Origin of the sequence: Pseudonocardia hydrocarbonoxydans, from assembly GCF_006539565.1 — a bacterium.
Classification (GTDB): domain Bacteria; phylum Actinomycetota; class Actinomycetes; order Mycobacteriales; family Pseudonocardiaceae; genus Pseudonocardia; species Pseudonocardia hydrocarbonoxydans.
The window spans coordinates 1-620 of sequence record NZ_BJNG01000088.1; the positions used below are offsets into that span (position 1 = coordinate 1).

Genomic DNA, 620 nt, shown 5'->3' on the forward strand with positions numbered 1-620 from the left:
TGCGGTCGGCCTTCTTCCGGGTCGCCGCGCTCGTCGTGGCCGACCCGGCGCGGCGGGCGCGGGCCTGATCCCGGGCCCGGGCGCGGGCGCTGGTAATCCGATCGAGCTCGGCACGGATCCGCGCGATGGCCGCCTCCCGCTGCGCAGCGTCGCGTTCGGCTTCGTCGGGGTTGTGACAGATGATCCACCGGATCCCCGGCGTGGAAGCGATCTTGACTTCCTTGACCCGCAGGTTGTCACGCACCGACTGGTAGCGGCCCTGGCGCGACAGCGCCTCGTGGGCCTGGGCGTTCCCGTCGCGCATCCGCTCGCCGGCGATGTAGTGCCCGCCCGCGCGCTGCAGGTAGGCCAGGTTCTCCCGCGAGGAGAACCCACGATCCACCACCGTCACGACGCGCCCGAGGCGCCAGCCGCGCAGCCCGTCACGGACCTCCGGGAGGATGGCCTGGTCGTTGGTGTTGCCCGGCCAGCACCAGCACCGGACCGGGATGCCCTCCCGGGTGACCGCGAGCCCGATCACGATCTGGGGCAGGTCGCGGCGGTGGTCCTTGGAGTGCCCGTAGCGGCGGAACCCCGGCGCGCCCTCGGGACCACCGTCCGCGCCCTCGGGCGGGTCGGGG

At 74.0% G+C, this 620-nt stretch carries 1 protein-coding gene; it reads right to left on the bottom strand.

The window, feature by feature from the left end:
- Positions 1-620, bottom strand: a 620-nt coding sequence (locus PHY01_RS26095) for an IS1634 family transposase (RefSeq protein WP_141282932.1), incomplete at both ends; no start/stop codon positions are given.